At 40.1% G+C, this 6,062-nt stretch carries 4 protein-coding genes; 3 read left to right on the forward strand and 1 reads right to left on the reverse strand.

All coding sequences use genetic code 11. The features are described from left to right. Nucleotides 1–161 precede the first annotated feature (161 nt). A complete protein-coding gene (locus tag HMPREF0549_RS01355) occupies nucleotides 162–893 on the forward strand; it encodes a GntR family transcriptional regulator (RefSeq protein WP_040530675.1) in 732 nt (243 codons plus the stop codon). A gap of 136 nt (nucleotides 894–1,029) precedes the next feature. Here the strand turns inward: HMPREF0549_RS01355 and HMPREF0549_RS01360 are convergent, their stop codons facing one another. Next, nucleotides 1,030–2,139 (reverse strand): acyltransferase family protein, encoded by a 1,110-nt coding sequence (locus tag HMPREF0549_RS01360; protein WP_003716457.1) that lies wholly within the window; start codon nucleotides 2,137–2,139, stop codon nucleotides 1,030–1,032. Nucleotides 2,140–2,382: 243 nt separating this feature from the next. On the opposite strand from HMPREF0549_RS01360, the gene HMPREF0549_RS01365 reads away from it, so the two are divergent. Next, a complete protein-coding gene (locus tag HMPREF0549_RS01365) occupies nucleotides 2,383–4,794 on the forward strand; it encodes a phosphoketolase family protein (protein ID WP_040530678.1) in 2,412 nt (803 codons plus the stop codon). Between the two features lie 196 nt (nucleotides 4,795–4,990). Next, on the forward strand, nucleotides 4,991–5,893 hold the full coding sequence (locus HMPREF0549_RS01370) for an ROK family protein (protein ID WP_003716459.1): 903 nt from the start codon (nucleotides 4,991–4,993) through the stop codon (nucleotides 5,891–5,893). Nucleotides 5,894–6,062: the final 169 nt, after the last annotated feature.

Consider the following 6,062-nt stretch of genomic DNA (forward strand, 5'->3'; position numbering starts at 1 on the left):
GTTTTCTTCATTTTACTTTTTTTCTTTTTACTCATAAATCTTTTAAGCTCCTTTTTTCTGGGACGAACCAATTTTTACTAAAATAGATCCCAATTTTAAATAGGTCTGCTATACTAGAAACAGTATTAAACGTCTATCAAATAATCCGAGGAGTAAATGACATGGCAGATTTAGTATACCGCTCAGTAATGAGTGATATAAAACAAAAAATCCTAGCAAATCAATATCCGGGAATGAAATTACCTGATGAGCGAAGTCTTAGTGCAAGTTACAAGGTGAGTCGCAGTTCAATCAAACGCGCACTTGGTGTTTTAGCACAACAAGGGATTATCTTTAAAAAACGGGGATCCGGAACGTTTATTAACCCCTTATACCTAAAGAATCGGTCGCTATTTCGCTATGAAGGAAGTAACTTGGGGGTTACCGATAGCTTTAAGTTTGGTGACAAGAAGCAAAGCATTAAACTGATGGACTATCAGGTTATCCCTGCAAGCAAAGATCTTCAGCAGGACCTCTTTCTTGATGATAATGATTTTGTCTATAAGATCAAACGACTTCGCTTAATTGATGACCAACCCTTTATTATCGAAACTGGTTATATTCCGATTAAGATTATTCCAACCCTTTCGCCAGACATTGTTAAGAGTTCAATTTTTAACTACCTAGAAACTGCAAAGGGAAAGCGGGTTACAAAGTCCTTTATGTCGATTAGTGTTGCTCCGTCAAAGGCTGATGATCAACGACTTCTTAAACTCAAGCCAACTGAACCGGTTGCGATTATGGAAGGGGTCTTCTTCCTTGATGATGGAACACCCTTTGAAGTTTCGAACATGCGAGTTCATTACCGGTATATGAAATATGACACTTTTGTGAGTCTGGATCAAGAAAATTAAAATGTAAAGAACGGCAACTCTGATAACATAAAGGTTGCCGTTCTTAATATTTAATCTTCAACTTTATTAGCGGATAATTTTCGATAGTAGTTGGCGATCTTATTGTCATCAACGAGTTGCAAAAAGACAAATTCAATTATCCATTGATTAGATGACGAAAGTGAAAGCTATACTTGAAAGTTGACCATAACCAATGAAAACCATAGGCAGAAATAAATGCTAACAAAATAGTCATTATAATTAGAAGCGGAAATTTAATCATTAACGGGATTGTCCAGTGAGCTAGCAGTTTCCAGTTCCAGTAAAGCCAGAATACGTGGGAAAGGTAAGCGCGGTGAGCATAAAGTGCCACCCAATGAACTAAGGGCAACCATTGGCTACGAAACTTTTGCATATACATTGCAATTGTTGCGATTAAGCCAATTGAAGCTAAATTATAGAAAATCATTGATGGTAAATAATAAGGGGCATTATCTAACTTGACTGGCGTACCATAATTAAAGAAATTAAAAGTAACGTAGTAAAGAAGAAGACACCAAATAGTAACCAGCAGTCCCCAATGTTTCATTACAAATAAACAAATTGATTCATGAAAAACCCACAAGAGGGTACCGCTAACGGCAAAAATAATAAAACTCGGAAAAATTCGATCAAACAAGTACCATTGCTGGGCTTGCGGACCATGGAAAATTTCTAATTTGTAAATCCAATGCCACACTAATTCAAATGCTAGGGTTAGGCTAAAAATAAGGATTCCCCGTTGCGGTTTTCCAGTACACCAACGAGCAAGGCTCCAGAAAATTGGCATTAAGATAATGAATTGAAGCATCATAACGTTGTACCAAAGGTGTGGGGCAGCGTTACCGTTGATGAATTGCCAACCAAAACTGGTCAAGTTGTGATAATGACCATGTTGTTGTAGCTGCGGCAGAAAAATTAAGTAGACCGTTGTCCAAAGAATTGAGGGGATAAATAGGATGTGCCAACGGTTAATCATAAACCGGGGATAATCGCGTAATCGAGCCATGGGATGGGTGCGGGTTGACGAAAAAAGAATGCCGAAGATAAAAGCTGATGCGGAAAATTTAACTACTTCGTATATTCCACCAAGCAAGAATTGTTGACCCACGGGTAAGGAAGTTTGCATCAGAAAACTGATAATTGATTGGATCATTACGGTAATCACAGCGAAAAGCTTTACGAAGTCTCCAATGTCTGCTTGGCTTTCTGCACCTAATTGTTGCAAAATTAATCCTCCATATTTTATTTAAACTTACATTAATAAGTGTAAAGCGAGATTCTTTTTTCGTCACTATTTTGTTAAGATAATTGGGTGGAAATATAAACCACATAAATTGGATCGGATCAATTTATTAAAAGGTTGACTTTTATTTTAAATCCGTTATTATTAGTAATGTAAATTTGAATGATTTACGTATTGTTTAACGGCAAGAACGTATCTATTTATTCAGAAGGAGTGTTTATTAGAATGGCAGTAGATTACGATTCCAAGAAGTACTTGGAAAGTGTTGATGCTTACTGGCGTGCAGCCAACTACCTTTCAGTTGGTACATTATTCTTAATGGGTGACCCATTATTACGTCAACCATTAAAGGCAGAAGACGTTAAGCCTAAGCCAATTGGTCACTGGGGTACTATTGTTCCTCAAAACTTCATTTACGCACACTTGAACCGTGTAATTAAGAAGTACGACCTTGACATGTTCTACATCGAAGGTTCAGGTCACGGTGGCCAAGTTATGGTTAACAACTCATACTTGGATGGTTCATACACTGAAATTTATCCAGAATTTACTCAAGACACTAAGGGAATGGCTAAGTTATTTAAGCACTTCTCATTCCCAGGCGGTACTGCATCACACGCCGCACCTGAAACTCCAGGTTCAATCCACGAAGGTGGGGAACTTGGTTACTCACTTTCACACGGTGTTGGTGCAATCTTAGATAACCCAGACGTTATCGCCGCTGTTGAAATTGGTGATGGTGAAGCTGAAACTGGTCCATTGATGGCATCATGGTTCTCAGACAAGTTCATCAACCCAATCAAGGATGGTGCGGTATTACCAATCATCCAAGTTAACGGTTTCAAGATTTCTAACCCAACTATCCTTTCACGGATGAGTGACGAAGAACTTACTAAGTACTTCGAAGGTATGGGCTGGAAGCCTTACTTCGTTTCAGCTTACAAGGAAGCTGATCGTGAAGGTGAATTTAACGGTTACAAGGACCACATGGAAGTTCACGAACAAATGGCTAAGACCATGGATACTGTTGTTGAAGAAATCAAGGCTATCCAAAAGAATGCTCGTGAAAACAACGATGACTCATTACCACAATGGCCAATGATTATCTTCCGTGCTCCTAAGGGTTGGACTGGTCCTACTAAGGATCTCGATGGTAACCCAATCGAAAACTCATTCCGTGCTCACCAAATTCCTATTCCGGTATCACAAGATGACATGGAACACAAGGACATGCTTGTTGACTGGATGAAGTCATACAAGCCAGAAGAATTGTTTGACGAAAACGGTCACCCAGTTGCTCTTGTTGAAGAGAACACACCAGAAGGTAACCGTCGGATGGCTATGAACCCTATCACTAACGGTGGTATCGATCCTAAGCCACTTGTATTGCCAAACTACCGGGACTTCGCTGTTGATGTTCAAACACCAGGTTCTGTTGTAAAGCAAGACATGCTTGAATGGGGTAAGTACCTCAGCAAGATGGCTGAATTGAACCCTAACACTTTCCGTGGATTCGGTCCTGATGAATCTAAGTCAAACCGTCTTTACGCATTCCTTGACAATGACAAGCGTCAATGGATGGAAGGTATTCACGAACCAAACGATGAAAACCTTGCACATTCAGGTCGGATGATTGATTCACAACTTTCTGAACACCAAGCTGAAGGATTCCTTGAAGGTTACACCTTAACTGGTCGTCACGGATTCTTCGCAACTTACGAAGCATTCGGTCGTGTTGTTGACTCAATGCTTACTCAACACATGAAGTGGTTACGTAAGGCTAAGGATCTCTACTGGCGTCACCAATACCCAGCATTGAACTTTGTTGATACTTCAACTGTATTCCAACAAGATCACAACGGTTACACTCACCAAGATCCAGGTCTGTTAACTCACATGTTCGAAAAGGAACGTCCAGATCTTGTTAAGGAATACTTACCAGCAGATACTAACTCTCTGATGGCTGTTTCTAACAAAGCCTTCAACGACCAAGAATGCATCAACATCTTCGTAACTTCCAAGCACCCACGTGCACAATGGTTCTCCATTGACGAAGCTACTGAATTAGTTGATAACGGTCTTGGCTACATCAACTGGGCATCTACTGACCAAGGTAGCGAACCAGATGTTGTCTTTGCATCAGCAGGTACTGAACCAACTGAAGAAGCTCTTGCTGCTATTGACATTCTTCATGACAACTTCCCTGAATTGAAGATTCGTTACATCAACATCATTGAAATCATGAAGTTGATGAAGCAAGACAAGAACCCAGAAGGTTTGTCTGACGCAGAATTCAACCGTTACTTCACTACTGACAAGCCAGTTATCTTTGCATGGCACGGATTCCGTGACATGATCCAAGCATTGTTCTTCGATCGTGCAAACCGGAACGTTCACATTCACTCATACGAAGAAAATGGTGACATTACCACTCCATTCGACATGCGTGTATTGAACGAACTTGACCGTTTCAACTTAGCTAAGGATGCTATCCAAAGTGTTCCTGGTTACGAACAAAAGAGTGCTGCATTTGTTGCCAAGATGGACAACATGATTAACAAGCACAACCACTACATCCGTTCAGAAGGTAAGGACTTACCAGAAGTTACTAACTGGACTTGGAAGGGTCTTAAGTAATCACTGTTGATTACTAATTAAACACTTAATAAAACGAAAATAGCTGAAGAAAAGATTGCTTTTCTTCGGCTATTTTTTGGTTTTAAATTAAATGCAAAGTTTTGTAAACCGGTAAAGCTAGCCGGATAGCCAGCTTTGAAGGGTCAAAATAGTTGTGTATAATATTAGTGATAACTGAAGTGAGGTGTTAGTGAGTATGCAACGGCAGTACCTAAGTATTGATATTGGTGGAACAACGATCAAAAGTGCCCGAATTGATCATTCGGGAAACATTATGACTAAGGGAAGACAGCAAACACCACGCTCCAAAGATGCTTTCTTGCAGGTCCTGCAAACAATTATTCAAGAAAACCAATTAATTGCCGCCGTGTGCGTAAGCGTTCCCGGAATTGTTGATCCACAAACGGGAAGTGTTCAGTTTACAGGGGTATTGAGTTATATGGGAAAATTTGAGTTAGCTCAGTATCTTGAAAAGACGACCCAGTTACCGGTTTACGTTGGGAATGATGCTAATTGCGCAACGTTAGCAGAACAATGGCTAGGAAACCTGGTCGACGTTGATAATGGTGCGGTTATTACTTTAGGGACATCAGTTGGTGGCGGAATCGTGGTTAATGGAAAGCTCCTTCATGGTCCGCATAGTCGTGCAGGGGAGTTAAGTGCGATTGTAACTAATCGTGATGATCCACTAGCTGAACAACGGACGGTGGGTGCTACTACTTCAGCGGTTAAAATGGTTGAAATGGTAGCTCAAGCGTGCAAGCTTCCTGATCCGGCAGATGGACAACAGGCATTTCAAAAAATCATTGCTCATGATCCGCTTGCTTGGGAAATTTTTGAAGAGTATTGTCGACGGGTTGCTTATTTAATCGTTTCCCTTCAAGCAGTCCTTGACCTTGAAGTAGTTCTTATTGGTGGTGGAATTAGTGTCCAGCCAATCTTAATTGAGGAAATTAAAAACCAGTTTATTAAAGTTCAACGAGCAGATCGTCGATTGATGGCTGATATTACAATGCCAGTTATCAAGGCAGCCAACTTTGGCAATGAGGCCAACCTTCTTGGTGCTCTTTATGGGTTGCTTCTAAAAATTGAAAAATAAGAAAGAAGGCAGAAAACCAGATCGTTTTTCCGCCTTCTTACTTATTTCAAATTACTGTTTATTAACGTTTGGGGATCTTTCTCACTCTGTTTAACAAGGATTGAGTTAAGAACATCTTGCAAAGAAATTGTCGCTAGTTTTGCTTTTGCTACTGTTTCCGCTTGTTTAT

The sequence above is a fragment of the Limosilactobacillus vaginalis DSM 5837 = ATCC 49540 genome, assembly GCF_000159435.1.
In the GTDB taxonomy this organism is placed as follows: domain Bacteria; phylum Bacillota; class Bacilli; order Lactobacillales; family Lactobacillaceae; genus Limosilactobacillus; species Limosilactobacillus vaginalis.